This is a genomic window from Frankia sp. R82, assembly GCF_023716925.1.
Taxonomy (GTDB): domain Bacteria; phylum Actinomycetota; class Actinomycetes; order Frankiales; family Frankiaceae; genus Frankia.
In genome coordinates this window covers 1-16904 of the sequence record NZ_JAMQQG010000322.1, presented here as the reverse complement: position 1 = coordinate 16904, position 16904 = coordinate 1, and the positions used below count along the sequence as shown (strand labels likewise).

General features: G+C 74.5%; 15 protein-coding genes, 1 pseudogene and 1 riboswitch. Of the genes and pseudogenes, 10 read left to right on the top strand and 6 right to left on the bottom strand.

The window, feature by feature from the left end; translation table 11 throughout:
• Together ND747_RS26590 and ND747_RS26585 are read right to left on the bottom strand one after the other, a co-directional pair.
• Nucleotides 1-347: pseudogene (locus tag ND747_RS26590) on the bottom strand (hypothetical protein); the annotation flags it as partial.
• A gap of 305 nt (nucleotides 348-652) precedes the next feature.
• Nucleotides 653-2065, bottom strand: coding sequence for an amidase (locus tag ND747_RS26585; RefSeq protein ID WP_251737009.1), 1413 nt, complete (start codon nucleotides 2063-2065; stop codon nucleotides 653-655).
• Between the two features lie 280 nt (nucleotides 2066-2345).
• Here ND747_RS26585 and tatA point away from each other — a divergent pair, with 280 nt between their 5' ends.
• The 7 genes from tatA to ND747_RS26550 all read left to right on the top strand — a co-directional run bounded on the left by tatA (nucleotide 2346) and on the right by ND747_RS26550 (nucleotide 9812).
• Nucleotides 2346-2669, top strand: a complete 324-nt coding sequence (gene tatA, locus ND747_RS26580) for a Sec-independent protein translocase subunit TatA (protein WP_251737008.1) — start codon at nucleotides 2346-2348, stop codon at nucleotides 2667-2669.
• Between the two features lie 569 nt (nucleotides 2670-3238).
• Nucleotides 3239-3970: a DsbA family oxidoreductase gene (locus tag ND747_RS26575; RefSeq protein WP_251737007.1), complete on the top strand. Its 732-nt coding sequence runs from the start codon at nucleotides 3239-3241 to the stop codon at nucleotides 3968-3970.
• Nucleotides 3971-4116: 146 nt separating this feature from the next.
• On the top strand, nucleotides 4117-4761 hold the full coding sequence (locus ND747_RS26570) for an HD domain-containing protein (protein ID WP_251737006.1): 645 nt from the start codon (nucleotides 4117-4119) through the stop codon (nucleotides 4759-4761).
• Nucleotides 4762-4972: 211 nt separating this feature from the next.
• On the top strand, nucleotides 4973-6097 hold the full coding sequence (locus ND747_RS26565; protein ID WP_251737005.1) for a site-specific integrase: 1125 nt from the start codon (nucleotides 4973-4975) through the stop codon (nucleotides 6095-6097).
• 62 nt (nucleotides 6098-6159) lie between these two features.
• On the top strand, nucleotides 6160-6636 hold the full coding sequence (locus tag ND747_RS26560) for a GNAT family N-acetyltransferase (protein WP_251737004.1): 477 nt from the start codon (nucleotides 6160-6162) through the stop codon (nucleotides 6634-6636).
• Nucleotides 6637-7163: 527 nt separating this feature from the next.
• Nucleotides 7164-8918 carry a hypothetical protein gene (locus ND747_RS26555; protein ID WP_251737003.1) on the top strand — a complete coding sequence of 585 codons (1755 nt, stop codon included), beginning with the start codon at nucleotides 7164-7166 and terminating at the stop codon, nucleotides 8916-8918.
• 195 nt (nucleotides 8919-9113) lie between these two features.
• Nucleotides 9114-9812 carry a thymidylate kinase gene (locus tag ND747_RS26550; protein WP_251737002.1) on the top strand — a complete coding sequence of 233 codons (699 nt, stop codon included), beginning with the start codon at nucleotides 9114-9116 and terminating at the stop codon, nucleotides 9810-9812.
• A 40-nt stretch (nucleotides 9813-9852) separates the two neighbouring features.
• Here ND747_RS26550 and ND747_RS26545 read toward each other — a convergent pair whose 3' ends face one another.
• The gene (locus ND747_RS26545) at nucleotides 9853-10266 is read right to left on the bottom strand and encodes a DUF6069 family protein (protein ID WP_285901183.1); all 414 of its coding nucleotides are present in this window, start codon (nucleotides 10264-10266) and stop codon (nucleotides 9853-9855) included.
• Between the two features lie 270 nt (nucleotides 10267-10536).
• On the opposite strand from ND747_RS26545, the gene ND747_RS26540 reads away from it, so the two are divergent.
• The gene (locus tag ND747_RS26540; RefSeq protein ID WP_251737000.1) at nucleotides 10537-11991 is read left to right on the top strand and encodes a sensor histidine kinase; all 1455 of its coding nucleotides are present in this window, start codon (nucleotides 10537-10539) and stop codon (nucleotides 11989-11991) included.
• The gene (locus ND747_RS26535) at nucleotides 11988-12731 is read left to right on the top strand and encodes a response regulator transcription factor (RefSeq protein ID WP_251736999.1); all 744 of its coding nucleotides are present in this window, start codon (nucleotides 11988-11990) and stop codon (nucleotides 12729-12731) included. The genes ND747_RS26540 and ND747_RS26535 overlap by 4 nt, the downstream gene beginning before the upstream one ends.
• Nucleotides 12732-12951: 220 nt before the next feature.
• Here the strand turns inward: ND747_RS26535 and ND747_RS26530 are convergent, their stop codons facing one another.
• The 3 genes from ND747_RS26530 to ND747_RS26520 form a co-directional block, all read right to left on the bottom strand.
• A complete protein-coding gene (locus ND747_RS26530; RefSeq protein WP_251736998.1) occupies nucleotides 12952-13647 on the bottom strand; it encodes a class I SAM-dependent methyltransferase in 696 nt (231 codons plus the stop codon).
• 115 nt (nucleotides 13648-13762) lie between these two features.
• Nucleotides 13763-14314, bottom strand: coding sequence for a GrpB family protein (locus ND747_RS26525; protein ID WP_251736997.1), 552 nt, complete (start codon nucleotides 14312-14314; stop codon nucleotides 13763-13765).
• A gap of 41 nt (nucleotides 14315-14355) precedes the next feature.
• Complete coding sequence (locus tag ND747_RS26520) at nucleotides 14356-15489, bottom strand: pentapeptide repeat-containing protein (protein WP_251736996.1); 1134 nt, start codon at nucleotides 15487-15489, stop codon at nucleotides 14356-14358.
• 129 nt (nucleotides 15490-15618) lie between these two features.
• Nucleotides 15619-15768: riboswitch (cobalamin riboswitch) on the top strand.
• 231 nt (nucleotides 15769-15999) lie between these two features.
• Here ND747_RS26520 and ND747_RS26515 point away from each other — a divergent pair.
• The coding region (locus tag ND747_RS26515; RefSeq protein ID WP_251737016.1) for an ATP-binding protein at nucleotides 16000-16904 on the top strand (905 nt) is incomplete at its 3' end.

Sequence of the window (16904 nt, the reverse complement as noted above, 5' to 3'; positions counted from 1 at the left end):
GATCCGGTGGAGCCGCCCTGGGCTCCGCCACCACCGAAGGATCCGGTGGAGCCGCCCTGGGCTCCGCCACCACCGAACGAACCGGTGGACCCACCCTGGGCGCCACCGCGCCCGAAGGATCCGGTCGAGCCGCCCTGGGCGCCACCGCGCCCGAACGAACCGGTCGAGCCGCCCTGGGCGCCACCTGCCCCGAAGACGGCGGTCGAGCCGCCCTGGGCGCCACCGCCACCGAACGAACCAGTGGAGCCACCCTGAGCAGCCGCTTCAGCGGACTGCGTAAACATCAGAATCGCCGCCGCCGGCGCCGTGACCAGCACCGCGCATACTCGCTTCTTGTCGAGTCGCATAATAAATACCCCTTCGCTTGTTCTCCTACTCGGACGGTGGAACGCCGTCATCTCCATGCGGCGATGTCACCCAGAGTGAGCAATTAGTCGCCGCTGGACCCATAGTGGGGGAGGCATGTCCTGTGTGCCACTCCGCCAAATCCGCACAGGGGAATCCCGGCTGCCCGAAAGGCCGCCCTGCCGTTCGGGTGGCAGGGATTCTCCGTTGTCGGGGCGGCCGAAAAATCGACGGGTTCCCGTGCGACAGCTGGTTCGGATGTCCGACTACACCCCGACTTCGGCGGCGTATGGATCGGATGTGCACATTAACGGTCCACGGAAACATCGAGACCGCGGAGGTCCGGAGTCCGTCGGCGCGCGAGCTGCTCGGCGGCCAAGGCGACAGCGAGCAGGTCGGTCTCGTGGCCGGGAGGGGCGACCAGGTGCAGACCGACGGGTTCCCCGGCGTTCGTCCAACCGGCGGGGATACTCACCGCGGGATGGCCGGTGATGTTGAACGCCCAGGTCAGGGCGACGCTCATCGCGTCACCGGGCCCCTCGTGGCCGTGCGGAGGGTTGGGTGTGCTCGGTGTGGCCAGCAGGTCGACGCCGGTGAACAGGTCCTCAAGGGTGTCCCACAGCACGGTCCGGATCCCACCGGGATCCGGACCGTCGGTGCCCGTCGCGGTGCGGCCACCGGGCTCCGGGACCGATCGGGTGTCGCTGCGCAGCGACGTCCAGCAGGGCGCCGGGTCCGGCAGCGTCACCGCACCGTCGACCATGGCGAGCACGCCCGCCGCGGCGAGCCGGTCCAGCGCGGTGCGGGCGGTGGCCGCGATGCGGTCCTCGGTCGCGGCGAACCCGAGCGTCGCCGACCACACCGTGCGTAGTGACCGTCCTGCGCGCTGCCCCATGACGTCCAGATCCGGGTCGACCAGCCGCCACGGACCGGCCTCGGACGGGTCGGACGGACGTGACAGGCGGGGGGTGGCGGTGACGGCGTCGAGGTAGGCCGCGGCGTCGACGGCGTGGCGGGCCAGTACCCCGGGCGCGGTCAGACCAGCCCGGTCACGAGTGGGCAGCCGGCCGGTGGTGAGTTTCAGGCCGAGCACCGCACACCAGGCTGCCGGGATCCGCACCGACCCGGCGCCGTCGCTGCCGGTGGCCAGCGGTACGAGCCCGGCGGCCACCGCGACCGCCGAGCCTGCCGACGAACCCCCGGGACTCCACGCCCGATGATGCGGATTGCGGGTGGGACCGCGTTCGGTGTGACCCCAGGTCTGCCAGGCGGTACCCGGCCCCGGCACCGCGGTGGCGCCGACCGGCACACAGCCCGCGGCGACCAGCCGGGCCGTCTGCACCGAACTGAGTCCCTCGCTGGCCTTCACCCCCAGCGGCACCCCGGCCAGCGCCAGCCGCTGCCCGGCGCGGACCCGACGGTCCACCTGCGCGGCGACCCTGCGCGCGTGCTCGGGCCACAGGGTACGAAACGCCCGCAGCTCGTCGTCGACCGCGCGGATCCGCCGCAAAGCGGCCTCCACCATCTCGCCTGCCGAACGCTGCCCCGAGGTGACCAGCCCGGCGATCTGCACCGCGCCCAGCCCGACCTCTTCCGGGAATCCGGCCTCTTCCGGGAATCCGGTGCCTTCCGGAGAGGCGGCGCCCACCGGGAAGGCGGTGTTCTCCGGGAAGGCGGTGTTCTCCGGGAAGGCGGTGTTCTCCGGGGATGGCGGGTGCACTGTCTCAGCGTAGGCATTCGCGGCAGTCGCCGCGGGTGCCCTGTTCCGTCCTTCCGGGGGGCGCGCTGCCTCGCCGGCGTCCGCAGTGGGCCCCGCCGCCGCGGCCCACGACGTCCAGGTCCGGCCTGCGCGGACTCGTCGCGCACCGGACCTGACGGTGTGTGGTTGCCTGTCGGCGCGGGGCGTCGCGGTCGTACCATGCAGTGCAGGGCCGTCCCCCTATGGGTCGTCGGGCGGCCGGTTCGGTCCACATCCCGACCCCGGTAGAAGGTTGGTTGTCGTGGCAGACATCGGTGTTCCCGAACTGCTCATCATCGTCGTTGTGATCATGGTGCTCTTCGGTGCCAAGCGGCTGCCCGATGCCGCCCGTTCCTTCGGCCGCTCGCTGCGGATCTTCAAGTCCGAGGTGAAGGGCCTGCACGACGACGACCAGCCCGCCGGCCCCACCCCGGCCCCCGCTGCCTCGCCGGCCCCGGTGCCCGCCCCGGCGGCTGTTGCCGTGCCCGAGGTACCTGCGTCGGCGTCCGCTGCCCCGGTGATCTCCGCCCCGGCGCAGCCGGCCATCATCACGGTCACGCCGAACGGCGGCAAACCCTCCGCCTGAACGTCCCGGTCGATCTCCGACCTTCGATCTCCGTTTCGGTGGCGGGACGCCGGCCGGGCACGGGTAGGGGTGACCGGTGGTGGTCCTCGCCGTGGTGTGTTTCTGCGCGGTGCCGCGGGCCGTCCACCGGCCGCCGCCAGGCGCCGGGCAGGTCCGCGTCAGGGGGCCTGGCGGCCTGGACAGTGCCCGTGAGCTGCGGTTCCGTCCGCCCTGGCAGTGGTGGGCGCGGGCTCGGTCCGTCCCGGCACGGCGGGCAGGGCGGCCGGTGCGTCACGGGTGTGCGCGGTCGCTCATCCACCGCGGGCCCCGGCTGCGCGTCGCGGGTGTTCACTCGCTAACGGCGGCGACGCAGACGACCACCGCGCATCCCGAGCCTCGGCCCGGCCGAGGATCCGAGCCCGCAGACCGGGCACCGGAGGCCAGGACGCCGGTACCCGGGAGCATCCGGGCACCGGAGCACTCCAACCCCGGGTGCCGGACCCCACGGCAGCGGACAGCGCTGGTGGTGGGTTGTGCGTCGCCGGGAAGTCGCGGCCGAAACGCGGTGACGAACAGGATGGTGATCCGCCGTGCGCGTGGACATCTGGAGTGACCTCGTCTGCCCCTGGTGCTATGTCGGCTGGTCCCGGCTGCGCCGGGCCCTGGCCGGGTTCGCCCACCAGGACGAGCTGACGGTGCGCTGGCACTCCTTCGAGCTGAACCCGGGTCTGGCCCGTGGCCGGTCCGAGCCGCTGACCGGCGCGCTGGCCCGCCGCCTGCGGGACCTGCCCGCCGGCGAGATCACCCGCAGACAGGCGCGGGTCGCCGCCGCCATCCGCGACGAGGGCCTGCCCTACCAGGCCGAACGGCGCCACGGCAGCACCTTCGACCTGCACCGGTTGCTGCACCTGGCCGCCGACGCCGGCCGGGCGACCCCGACCCTCGACGCCATCCACCAGGCGCATTTCGGGTCGGGCCTGGACGTCTTCGACCCGGCGGTGGCCGCAGGCGTCGTCACCGCCGCCGGCCTGGACGCCACCGAGGTCCGCCGCGTCCTGGCCGGCGACGCCTACGCCGAACGGGTGTTCACCGACGAACGCGCCGCCCACGATCTGCGGATCACGGGGGTGCCGTTCGTCCTGATCGACCGCACCCTGGCCGTGCCCGGCGCCCGCGGCAGCGACGTGTTCACCCGCGCCCTGGACACCGCCTGGGCGCGGCGCCCCCGCATCCGCGCCCAGACCCAGGCGCGTGTCCAGGTCCAGGTCCGGGCGCGGGCCGGCCGCGGTGGCGGTGCCCGCATCCGCCAGCCCGTCCCCTGATCGCAGGTTCACCCCCGGACATGCTGCGCCGTCGCGGCCCCGTAGGTCGGACGGGCCCGCTACCGTCGGAGCATGAGCCTGACCGCACAGGGCGACACCGCGCACTCCGCCGGCCCGGTGACAGACAACGGACGGCGGACGGCGGCGTGACCAGCACAGGCATCCCGGTGGACGGCATCCCGGTGGACGACCCGGCGGTGGCGGAGCAGGCGGCGCGGCTGCACCGCCGGCATGCCCCGACCCCGGCGGCCTACGCCCAGGTGCACAGCCACTGTCAGATCGTGTGGGAGGTGGCCGCGAGCCTGCTGGCCGCCGGGGCCGCACCGCAGGCCGACGTCACCCTGGTACGCACCGGCGCGCTGCTGCACGACATCGGCGTCTACCGGCTCTACGACGCCGCCGGCCGCCTCGACCATGCCCGGTACCTGCGCCACGGGGTGCTCGGCCATGAGCTGCTCGCCGCCGAGGGGCTGCCCCTGCAGGTGTGCCGGTTCGCGTCCTGTCACACCGGGGTCGGGCTGACCCGCGCGGAGATCGAGGCCGGGGGGCTGCCCGTGCCCGCGGCCGACTACCTGGCCGAGACGGTGGAGGAACGGCTGGTGATGTACGCCGACAAGTTCCACTCGAAAAGCCGCCCGGACAGCTTCCTGACCGCACCGGCCTACCGACGTGCGCTGCGCCGCTTCGGCGCGGACAAGGTCGACCTGTTCGACGCGCTCGCCGCCGAGTTCGGCCTGCCCGACCTGCCCATGTTGGCCACCCGCCACCATCTGACCATCCACGACGGCTGAGACCCCGCCCGCCATGGACGCCCCCGCCCCCGACCGTGTCTGGCTGGCGTTCGGGCCAGGACGGCTCGGACGGCCAGGACGGCTCGACGACGCTTTGCACCGGCCCGGTCCGGGTGCCGCCCGACGGGCGGCGGATCGGCCGGGCGCGCCGCGCACAGCTGACCGCCTCCTGCTGACCGCTGCCCGGGGGGGACGGCGACAATAGCGGACGATGACCATCAGCCCCGTGCCGTTCGACGCGTCCCTGCCCTCGGACAGCTGCCCGTCCTCTGACCTGCCTGGCCCTGCCGAGGCGACGCCCGCGCCGCGGGACACCCCGGTGCTGACCGGCATCGTCGTCGAGGCGAGGATCCACCGCGCCGGCGTCGGCACCGGCGGGGACGGTGGGCCGGGGGTGTTGGCGCCGGTGCTGGCCGAACGGGTCGGGGACTACGCGCGGGCGTCGCGGGCACGCTCGACCTGGCGGGCCTACGACGCGGACCTGCGCCACTTCCACACCTGGTGCGCCCAGCAGCCGGTGGCGCTGGTCGCGATCCCAGCCGAGCCGTCCACGGTGGCCGGCTATCTGGTCGCCCTCGCCGACGCCGGCTACAAACCGTCGACGATCCGCCGCCGTCTCGCGGCGATCTCGGTCGGCCACCAGCTCGCCGGCCAGCCCAGCCCCACCAGCGCCGCGCAGGTGGGCGCCGTGTGGGACGGGATCCGGCGCACCCACGGGATGCGCCCGACCCGCAAGACGGCGCTGGACACCGACCTGCTCGCCCGGGTCGTGGCGCCACTGGGCGACGAGGAGCTGGCCGACGTGCGTGACCGGGCGCTGCTGCTCGTCGGTTTCGCCGGCTGCCTGCGCCGAGGCGAACTCGTCGGCCTCGACGTCGCCGACCTCGACGAGACCCCCGACGGTCTGGTCGTGCACGTCCGACGGTCCAAAACCGACCAGGACGGCGCCGGTGCGCTGGTCGGCATCACCTACGGCTCGCACCGCACCACCTGCCCGGTGCGCGCCTGGACGGCCTGGGCCCGCCGCGCCGACCTCGGTGACGGCCCGGCGTTTCGCGGCATCACCCGGCACGGCCACCTCGGCGCCACCCGGCTGCACCCCAGCTCGGTCGCCCGCATCGTGCAGCGCAGGGTGGCCGCCGCAGGTCTGGACGCCGCCGACTTCGCCGGCCACTCGCTGCGCTCCGGGTTCGCCACCGCCGCCGCCCGCGCCGGCGTCCACGACCGGGCCATCATGCGCCAGGGACGGTGGCGTTCGGCAGCCAGCCTCGACGCCTACGTCCGCCCCGGCCGCCTGTTCGACCGGGACAACCCGTCCGGCCGCGTCGGCCTGTAGGCCGCCGCGCCGGCCGTGGAACGTGCCACCCACCGCGGACAGCGAACACGAAGGTCGTGGAGATGCCCGGAGCTGCACGTGAACACCCGGTGCGGCTGGCGACGACGTCCGACGCCGTTGTCGTCGCCGAACTGCTGGAAGCCTTCAACCGGGAGTTCGACACGCCGACACCGGCGACGCCGGTGCTCGCGGCCCGCCTGCGGCGACTGCTCGCCCTGGACTGCTTCGTGGTCCTTCTCGGCGGCGAGCCGGCCGTCGGTGTCGCGGTGATGTCCCTGCGGCCCGACGTCTGGTCCGACGGGCCGGTCGCGACCCTGGACGAGCTCTACGTACAGCCCGACCTGCGCGGGCGGCGGTTCGGACACGCCATGCTGGCGGCCGCCTGCCACCTGGCGGGAGAACGGGGGGCGCGGACCTTCGAAATCCACGTGGACGGCGAGGACACCGGCGCCCGCCGCTTCTACGAGGCGCACGGCTTCACCCATATCGAACCGGGGGCGACCGAGCCGATGTTCTACTACTACCGCCCACTCACCTGATCACCACGCGCGGCCACCGCCCCGGAGTGCGGCGGCGGCTCGGTCATCCGCCCGGACCGATCCAGCCCGCTGGCCTGGGCCGGCCGGCGCCTGCGCCACGGGCCAGGGTCCGCGGACGGGACAGCGGCGGGGCCCGGGACCAGGGCCCTGGCCGGGGCGGCCTCGCCGGACCTCGGACCGGGCCAGGGTGGCGCCTGACGGGCACGGGACGGCGGGCGTCCAGCTCGACACGGCGCCGGCACGCCAGAGGCACCAACGGCAACGCACCGTGAAGTCCATGTCACATCAGGGCGGCCCGTGCGGTGTGCGCGGCATCGAGCAGGAGGTTGCGCCACCCGACCCCACACCGGTCCTGGACGGCTGAACCGCCCCAGGCCATCTCCGGCTGTGTGGGTGCTGCACCTACCGCCCGGTTTCGGCGGCCGCGTCAGGAACATCGCCTGGCGCAGGTCCCGGCGGGGGCTGGCGTCCAACCCCAGACATGATCGTTTTTTCGTGGGTGTGCCGGCCATGGCAGGCTGCCAGGTATGCGCAAGGACGATGTGGCCGACGGCCCGGGTCCGCCCGCCGCAGGGGAGCATCCACCAGCGGCGGGCGACCAGAGCATGGCGTCCGGTGCGGCCCCGGGCCTGGTCTGGGACGTGGTGGTGTCCCACGCCGGCGCCGACACGGTATGGGCGCAGTGGCTGTCCTGGCACCTGGCCGAGGCCGGCTACCGGGTGACCACCACGACGCCCATCGCCGCCCCCACCGCCTGTCCCCGGACGGGACTCCTGCTGGTGTTGTGGTCAGCGGCCCACCAGGGGCAGTTCGCCCCGGCCACCGCAGGCTACGGGCCAGCCGAACGCGTCCTGCTGGTGCGGCTGGAGGACTGCCCGCGGCCCGCGCCGTACGCCGGACTGCTCGCCTTCGACCTGTTTGGCCTGGACGCCGACATGGCCCGCGACTGGCTGCTCCGCCAGATCACCGTCCTTGCCCCACAACCGGCCGCGAGCCTGCGCCCCCCGCCGTTCCCCCCGCCACCCACCTCCTCCGTCGTCGCTGCCGTTTCCGCCCACCCTGGCGCGGGGCCCGCCGCGGACCGCACGCCCGCCCTCGTCGACCATGGCGGAAACCCGGTGCACACGGCGGAAGGTCCACCGCTGGCGGGGCACGGCGGCGGCACGCCGGGCGCACCCCACTCCCGCCCGCCCCGGCTGCGGCGGGCCGTCCCGGTGGTGCTCGCCGCGCCGCAGCGGCTGGCCGTGCTCGCCCAGGAACGGGGGCATCCACTGGCGGTCGCGTTCAGCCCGGCCGCACCGCTGATCGTCACCGCCGGCACCGACACCGCCGTGCACCTGTGGCACCTGCCGTTCCCCGACCCGCCGCGTCTGAGTGCCACCGTCGCCTACGGACGGCGGATCAACCAGGAATGGGCCCGGGCGGTCACGCTGAGTCCCGACGGGCGGATCCTGGCCGCCGCCGGTGACGCCGGCACGACCCTGCTCTGGCAGCTGAGCACCCCCAGCCCCGTACTGGGCGCCGCTGACACCACCACCGGCGAAGCCACCGCCCCCGGGGTCGGTGACGGCGCGGCACTGCGGCCCAGCCCGCTGCTGACCCTCACCGGGCACCGCGGCTACATCCACGACCTGGACTTCAGCCCCGGCGGCACGCAGCTGGCCACCGCCGGCGACGACCGGGTGGTCCTGCTGTGGGACCTCGCCGAGCCGGGCGCGCCGACCCGCACGGCGATCCTCGCCGGGCACCGCGCCCCGGTGCGCGCGGTCGCCTTCAGCCCCGAGGGCACCCTGCTGGCCACCGCCGCCGCGGACCGCACCGTCACCCTGTGGGACCTCGCCGACCCCACCCATCCCACCGCCACGGTCACCCTCACCGGCGCCCGCGGCCCGGTGCACACCGTCGCCTTCAGCCCCGACGGCGACACCCTCGCCGCCGCCGGACGCGACCGCACCGTGCGCCTCTACTCGGTGGCCGACCCCACCCGTCAGCGGCTGATCGCCGTCTTCGACGAGCACCGCCGTGCCGTGCACGCCGTCACCTTCAGCCCCGACGGGCATCTGCTGGCCACCGCGTCGGCCGACCGCACCGTCACCGTGCGCACCCTGACCAACCCCGACAAGCCCGGACCACCCCGGCTTGTCGCCGCCCACACCGGCGCCGTGCACGCCGTCGCCTTCGCCCCCGACAGCCGCCTGCTGGCCACCGCGTCGGCCGACCGCACCACCGCCCTGTGGGACCTGTTCCCCGACGAACCCCCACCGCCGGCATCCACGCCCTGACCGGCCACACCCCCAGACGGCGTCGGGTCAGAGCAGCGTGTGGAGGACGTCCGTGAGGACGTGGGTGAAGGCGTCTGAGCCGCACCGGCCAGCCGCACCCCTGGCACACCGGAGCGCGGCATCGGGAAAGCCCCGCCAAAGACCGGCGGCGACAGGCACTAGCCTGACCGGATGCGCAGGCCACGACGGCGACGGATGCCGATCATCGCGCTGGTCGGGGTGGACGGGGCCGGCAAGACCACCCAGGCGCGACGACTCGCCGCGGCGCTGTCCGCCGCCGGGCAGCCCGCCCGCTACCACGAGAACGGCGGCGGACGACCGCTGCTCGACCCGCTCGCCCGACGCCTGGGCCGCCGCGACGGCCCGGACCTGCTCGGCGCGCGCGGCCACCTCGCCGTCGAGGCGACGATCCGCGCCACGGCGATCACGATCGCGCTCGTCCTGTCGTGGCTGCGCGGCGAGATCGCCATCATGGACCGCTACACCTACTGCCAGTTCGCGACCATGCGCCTCCGCGCCCACCTCGCCACCGACAACGACGGGACCCCCGCTCCGACCGGCACCATCCCACCCGTCGGCCGGCCTGACGGCGCCGGCCTTCAGCCGGCCGCCGCTCGCGGGGAGGACCTGGTCCGCGCCGCCTACCGGTATCTGCCCGTCCCGGACCTGGTCGTCTGGCTGACGGCGCCGGCCGAGGTGGCCAGACGGCGGGTGGAGCTGCGCGGACGTGACCGCGAGGACCGTGACCGTCTGGTTGCCTTCGCCGCCGCCTACGCGAGCCTGCCCGAGGCCGCCTCGTTCCACCAGCTGCCCGCCACCGGCACCCCCGACGACATCCACCACGCCCTGCTGCGTCTGGTCCACGCCACCCTGGACCGTCAACGCCTGACCTGACATCGCTGATCTGCTCACCGTCAGGTCTGTTCGCCGTCGGTCAGCAGTCGTCGACGGGCAGCGCGCAGCCGGTCGTGCGGGCAAGCCCGACAATCAGGGTGACGCCGACCAGCAGATGCAGGCCGGTGAGGGTCACCCCGGCGGCGAGACTGTCCGCCCGCAACGGCCCGACGAAAGAACTCGCGAGCACGGCGCAGGCGATCCTCGCCCACCAACGCCCAGGCCGCCGGGTGCGCTGTTCGAGCACGGCCAGCAGCACCACGGCGGCAGTTCCGGCGAGCACCGCGGCGACGACGACCAGGCCAACCCCCACCCCGTGCACCCCCGCCGGCTCGTGGCCACCACCACGCCCACCGGAACGGACCTGCAGGGACACCCCCGCCAGCGGCACCGCCAGAACCCAGCCGGCCACGGCCAACCCGACCGCCACCAGCACCACCCGTGCCCGCCGCATTCCGGCCGCTGCGGCGCCCGGGCCGGGATGAGCGTGCAGGCACAGGCCGCGGCGATGGCGGGAGGCACGCGGCGCGCGACGGGCCGATGGTCTCGATAGCCTGCGGGGCGGGCGGAGTCCGGGTGAGGTCTGCATGGCGAAGACCCTCTCCGACCCCGCCCTGCCCGCGCATCAGCCGACTGGCCAGACCATATCGACCAAAGTCGATCCCGGCCGCGTACCGACTTTGGTCGGTGGGCGGGCACGCGGTACGACCGTAACCTTCGGCTCATGCATCCAGCGCAGCGCCTGCGGCCCGCGGGCCTGGCCTTCGTCGCCGGTGGCCTGAGCGGGCTGAGCCGCCTCGATCTCGGCACCCCCAGCGCCACCGGCGGCTGGGGCGACAGCCAGGATACGGATGATCGCCAGGCCAGAAGTCGGGCGCGGACCGCGGCAACCATGATCACGCTGGTCGTGTGCGCCCCGCTGATCGCCATCACCGTGTGGGGGCAGGTGGCTGCTCATCCACACAGCACCTGGGCGGCGGTGGATGTCGCGGCCGGGCTGGTCGGCTGGGCGCTGTTGGCGGTGCTGATCCGCGCCCCGGTGCCCACGGCGCTGCTGCTCGCGGCACTGGCCGCGTTCTCCTCGGTGGCCACCGTGCCGGCGACGCTGGCCGTCCTGCATGTCGCGGCCCGCCGCCGGCTGCCGGTGGCACTCGCCGTCGCCGCGGCCGGCATCGCCGCGCACATCGTCCGCGGGGTGCTGCGACCACCGCAGGAGCTGCCACTTCGCTGGCTGCTGCTGCTGGTCATCGTCGCTCACGCCGGGCTGCTGGGCTGGGGCAGGCTCGCCCGCGCCCGGGCGGCGCTGCTCGCCTCGCTGGAAGAGCGGGCGCGGCGAGCCGAAGCCGACGGGGCCCGTCGCGTCGTGCAGGCCCGCGCGGCCGAACGCACCCGGCTGGCCCGGGAGATGCACGACGTGCTCGCCCACCGACTGTCCCTGCTCGCCACCTACGCCGGAGCGCTGCAGTACCGGCCGGATGCGCCACCGCAGGCCCTGGCGCAGGCCGCCGGGGTGATCCGCGAGCAGGTGGCCGGCGCCCTCGACGAGCTGCGCGACGTCATCGCCGTCCTCCGCGACGACGACGAGCACGCGGCGGGACCCCCACCCACCCTCGCCGACCTCCCGGAGCTGCTCGCCCGGGTCCGCGCCGCCGGCACCCCCATCCGCCACACCTGTGACCTGCCCGCCCATCCAGACGCCTGCCCCGCCGGCTGCGAGCAGGACGACCGTGGCGCCCAGACCGAACCCGGCGCCGACCGCGACGGCCGCCGCGCAGACGACCGCGACCATGCGACCGGGCGCCTCCCCGAGATCGACACCCTGGCGCCCGCGGTGGGGAGGGCCGCCTACCGGGTGGTGCAGGAGGCCCTGACCAACGCCCACCGGCACGCCCCCGGCCAGCCCGTCCACCTCACCGTCCGCGGCGGCCCCGGTCACGGCCTGACCCTCGACCTCGTCAACCAGCTGCCCGCCACCCCCGACGCGCCCCCGCCGCCGACAGCACCAGCGGCGCCCGCGTCGACGACGGCTCCCTCCCAGACAGCGTCACCGGTGTTGGCGGGCTCCGGGATGGGGCTGGTCGGGCTCACCGAACGAGTCCGCCTGGCCGGCGGCCAACTCGACCACCAGCACGTCGACGGAACATTCCGCCTGCACGCCCAGCTGCCCTGGCCCCGATGACCCGCCCCGAACCGCCCGACGTAGAAGCCCCCACCACACCGGCACCGGCCGGGTCGGCACGCCCGCGGGTACGGGTACTGCTCGTCGACGACGACCCGCTCGTACGCGCGGGCCTGACCCTGATGCTCGACGACGTCCGCGGCAGCGGCACACCCGACGGCGAGGAGCAGGAGATCTCCGTGGTCGGGCAGGCCGGCGACGGCGCGCAGGCCCTGACCGCCGTCGACACCCACGCACCGCACGTCGTCCTCATGGACCTGCGCATGCCCCGACTCGACGGGCTGAGCGCCACCCGCCGGCTGCGCGCCCGCCCCCACCCGCCGGAGGTGATCGTGCTGACCACCTTCGACACCGACGACAACGTCCTCGCCGCCCTGCGCGCCGGCGCCGGCGGTTTCCTGCTCAAGGACGCCCCGCCCACCCGCATCGTCGAGGCGGTGCTGCGCGTCGCCGCCGGCGAACCCATCCTCGCCCCGCAGATCACCCGCCGCCTGCTCGCACGCACCACCACCGAAGCCGACACCCACATCCGCGCCCGCACCGCCCTGGCGGGCCTCACCCCCCGCGAACACGACGTCGCCCTCGGCGTCGGCCACGGCCACACCAACGCCGAGATCGGCACCCGGCTGCACCTGTCGACCGCCACCGTCAAAGCGCACATCACCCGCATCCTCACCCACCTGCACCTGACCAACCGCACCCAGCTCGCCCTGCTCGTCCACGACGCCGGCCTGCTCTGACCCTGATCGAGGCACTCGCCGACCAGCAGCCGTCACCCGAGCCAGCCCTGGAAGCACGAACTGTTCGGTGACAGGCGTGCCCACACCATTACCCAGGCCGCTGTTCGCCGACCGGATGAAGCCCAGACAGCGGGCGTCCACTCGGGCAGCAGCTAGAGGGGCGGGGGTGCGCGATGCCGGCGCCGCGCAGGACCTTCTCGACGGTGGGGATCGCGTGCTTCTAGGGCCGCAGGAGCCGGACCGCGAGGAAGCACGGAGCCTGGTGGAGCTTGTCGTAGGCCGTTTCGTCGATGTCGCGCAGCCTGGGCGTCGGGCGAGGCTCGAGGAGCCTTTCCAGCGTGAATCCGGCGGTCAGCAGTTCGTGCAGGAACGTTTCCAGCGGCATGCGCTGGTAGCGGACTGCCAACGGCCCCCCGGCGAGCAGGCGGTCGACCCAGTCCTCGGCGTAGTACGAGCCACCGAATTTCCGCCAGTCCGCTGTCGGGTGTGTCGTAGAGACCAGCAGCCACCCGCCAGGACGCAGGACGCGTCGTAGATCACGCAGCAGGCGCGGCCGGTCGGCGATGTGGTGCAGCGTCAATGCGCACACGACTCCGTCGAACGACGTGTCATCGAGGAAGTCCAGCGGCTTCTCCGCGTCGTGCACACGCAGTGCGGCCCGGTCGCCCAACCGCTGCCGCGCGTGGCGCAGCAACGTCGCGCTGCCGTCGATTCCGACTACCTCGGCGCCACCCGCCAGGAGTTCGGCCGCGTAGTGCCCGGCCCCGCAGCCGACATCGAGAATCCTCAGGCCGGCAACATCCCCCGCCAGTGCGAGCATCGCCGGCCGGTCGGTGTGTGCGTTGTAGGGGCTGGTGTCGGCGTTCCGTGCGAAGTAGTCGCCGATATCGTCGTGGTAGGCGGTCTGTGCGGGCATCGTGACAGCATCGCGTCGGTGGCCGCAGACCGCGAGCGGTTGTGTGCGACCGCTGGTCGGGCCGGGGGGCATTGGCCAACCGGTCCATCGTGCTCGGTTCGTCCGTGACCCTCGTCTATTCGGGCAGCGGGACGCGGGGTGGGGGTGACAGGCCGGCGTGGCGCAGGACCTCGTCGACGAAGGCGCCCTTGGCGTTGGTGTAGGCGTTGCGGTTGGTCGGATGCTCGCGGGCGAGCCGGCTCTTGAGCGCCGCGTAGTCACGGGCGAGAGCCGGGTCGGCACGCAGGGCGTCGCGGAAGGCCAGCAGGGCCTCGGCGTGGGAGTCGCCGTGTTCGATCACGTGGAGATGGTGGGTGCGGGCCTCGGGGCGGGGGCGCAGGAACCACAGCCGGTAGTGGCCGCACGGATCCTGCGGCCAGAACAGCCAGCCCGCCGCCTCCAGCGCCGCCACAGCGCCGCCGCGCGCCGCGTCGAGGGAACGCACGGGAGCGAGAACATCGATGACGGGCTTGGCGGGCAGGCCGACGACCGCCGTGGACCCGATGTGGGTGATCTGCGCTGCCAGCCACGGCGCGAGGATGACCGCGAGCCGGTCGTGTTGTTCGGCGAACCGGGCGGGCCAGGCCGGGTCGTAGCCGGCGAGGTACACGGGCTGATCAGCGGACATGCACGGCGTCCTCGCTGTGGTCGGTCAGCGGCTCTGGTCGGTCAGCGCGGGGTGCGCCGGCCGCGGCGGCGGTCACCTGCTGGTCGGCCGCGTCCCCGTGGCGTGGCCGACGGAGCTGGCGCGCTGCCGGTGCTCGTGGTGTCCGCCCTGACCGTGGTGGGCCAGTGGGTGGGGTGGTCGAGGCCGGTGGGCAGGCGGGTGGTGGCGTCGCCGCGGGCGGCGGCGAGCTGCATCGGGGTGAGGAACCACGCCCCGCGCAGGTCCGCGCCGCGCAGATCCGCCCCGCGCAGATCCGCCCCGCGTAGATCGGCGCCGCGCAGGTCCGCGCCGTGCAGGTCGGCGCCGAGCAGCAGACGTCCGGTGAGGACCATGCCGCGCAGGTCCGCGCCGGCCAGCCGGGTGCCGATCAGATCCCCGTCGCGGACCCCGCGCCCGCCGGCCCCGCGGGTGCCGGCGTGGTTCGTGCCGGTCCGGCCGGTGGACGGGGTGGCCGGGCCGCGCAGGACGGTGCTGGCTTCGGTGAGAGCGAGATGGACGGTGCGACGGTGGAGGTCGAGGTCGACGGCGCGCAGCCGGTCCGCGTCCGTGGTGGTGGTCAGGGCGAGGGCGGCGGTGAACAGTTCCCGCAGGCGGGCGGCCAGCGCCGCGGTGTCCGAACCCGACGGGTCGAGGGCGCTCAGGGCGGCGCCCAGGTGGTGAAGCGACTCGTGTAGGACCCGCAGGACCCCGAACACGGCGAACATCGCCGGCGCGTCGCCGGGGTGGGTGCGCCAGGAGCGGCCGGCGAAGGTGACCTGGGTGGTCTGCTGGCCGGCGCCGAGACAGTCGAAGGCGACGCAGCCGGCGAAACCGCGTCCGGTCAGTTCGGTGTGGATACCGCAGCGATGCTCGCCGTCCAGATGCCGGCAGGGGACACCGGGGGGTTTGCTGATCGGGAAGTCCGCGGACGCGGTGAACCCGGGCACCACACAGCACAATCCCGCGCATCGGGCGCAGTCGGCGCGCAGCCCGGCCCGTACCCGCGCCACGTCCACCAGGGTGAGCGTGACCGCCGTGGTGCGGCCGGCGGCCGGGACGGACCCCGTGGCCGTCCCCGTCGCCCCCGTCGCCCCCGTCGCCCCCGGGGCGGCGCAGGCGGGTGCGGTGGGTGGGCCGTCCGGTCGGGGGGTGGACACGGGGGTCTCCTTCGCCTCGTCCCACCGGGAGCGCGGCACGTCGGCGGGTCGGGCCGGCGGGTGGGGCCTGGACGACGACGCCACCGCGGCCTGGCGGATGTGACATGCTGGCGGACGCGACAGCTAGCGGAGGAAGCCGGTGCGAATCCGGCGCGGTCCCGCCACTGTCACCGGAGAGCACCGCCATCCACGTGCCCTACAGCCACACGGGCAGGTCACGACCGCCAGCGCGGTTGGAAGGCCGACGGCGGCGCGCGGGATCCGGGAGCCAGGATACTCCGGCCGTCGCGATGGACGACCACGGGCGAGGACCTGGGGAGGACCAGCGGCATGCCAGCACCACCCACAGCACCATCCGGTTCCACAGCAGCACCCGGTTCCGCGGAACCGGCCACGGCCCTCCCGTCCGGTTGCGCGCAACCGTCGAGTGTCACCACCTCGCCGGCGGGTCGGGCCGATCCGTTCGCCGCGGACCGGGTCGGCGGGTTCCCGCTGGCGGCGGTCGTCGGGATGGACGATCTGCGGCTCGCGTTGCTGCTCAACGCGGTCAGCCCGGCACTCGGCGGGCTGCTGGTGCGCGGGGAGAAGGGCACGGCCAAGTCGACCGCGGTCCGGGGGCTTGCCGACCTGCTCGCCCCGGTCGAGGTGGTCCGCGGCTGCCGGTTCGCCTGCGCCCCCGCCGCCCCCGACCCACACTGCCCCGACGGGCCGCATCCACCTGCCTCCGACGCGGACGCCACATCCGCCACGTCCACGTCGGTCGTGCGGCCGGTGCGGCTGGTGGAGCTGCCGGTCGGCGCATCCGAGGACCGGGTCACCGGCAGCCTCGACCTGGACCGGGCGCTCGCCGACGGGGTGAGTGTGCTGCGTCCGGGGCTGCTGGCCGCGGCCCACCGCGGCATCCTCTACGTCGACGAGGTGAACCTGCTCGGCGACCATCTCGTCGACGTCCTGTTGGACGCGGCCGCGACCGGTGTCGCCCACGTCGAACGCGACGGGGTGTCCGCCCGGCATCCGGCGCGGTTCGTGCTGGTCGGGACGATGAACCCCGAGGAGGGCGAGCTGCGCCCGCAGCTGCTCGACCGGTTCGCGCTCACCGTCACCGTCGCCGCCAGCCGTGACCCGCGGCTGCGCGCCAAGGTGGTCCGTCGCCGCCTGGCCTACGACGCCGACCCGGCCGGGTTCGTCGCCGCCTGGGCGCCCGCGCAGGCCCGCCTCGCCGCCCGGGTGGCCGCCGCCACCGTGCGGCTGCCGGCGGTGACCCTCACCGACGCCGCGTTGGACGCGATCGCCGCGATCTGCGCCGGTCTCGACGTCGACGGGATGCGCGCCGACGTCGTGCTGGCCCGCACCGCGCTGGCGCTCGCCGCCTGGTCGGGACGCGACACCGTGCGCGCCGCGGACCTGCGCACCGG